This window comes from Leucobacter sp. M11, from assembly GCF_035726885.1.
Lineage (GTDB): Bacteria > Actinomycetota > Actinomycetes > Actinomycetales > Microbacteriaceae > JAPFRB01.
Window position 1 is genome coordinate 1 of the sequence record NZ_JAPFRB010000047.1, and the last position, 248, is coordinate 248.

Annotated in this window: 1 protein-coding gene; it reads left to right on the forward strand. The window is 39.5% G+C overall.

The genetic code is table 11. From position 1 onward, the window contains the following. Nucleotides 1-14: 14 nt before the first annotated feature. On the forward strand, nucleotides 15-248 hold a 234-nt coding region (locus tag OOT08_RS19290), incomplete at its 3' end, for a DNA polymerase beta superfamily protein (protein WP_442916297.1).

Sequence of the window (248 nt, forward strand, 5' to 3'; positions counted from 1 at the left end):
TGGCGAAGAAGAATATGAATCTAGCCTCTCGGCAGCCTTTGGTCGATCTGAAAAGATATTTAAATGTCATAAGGCCACTCCTCTCATGTATATGGGTGTGGGAATCTAACACTTTTCCCCCTAATGACCTTTGGATTATATTAAATGAACTGGAGCTGAATGAAACGTTTAAAGGCGATATCGAAAGAGTACTGACTCTAAAAAAGAAAGGCATCGACGAGGTTTCTTCTAAACCGATTCGTTCTTTA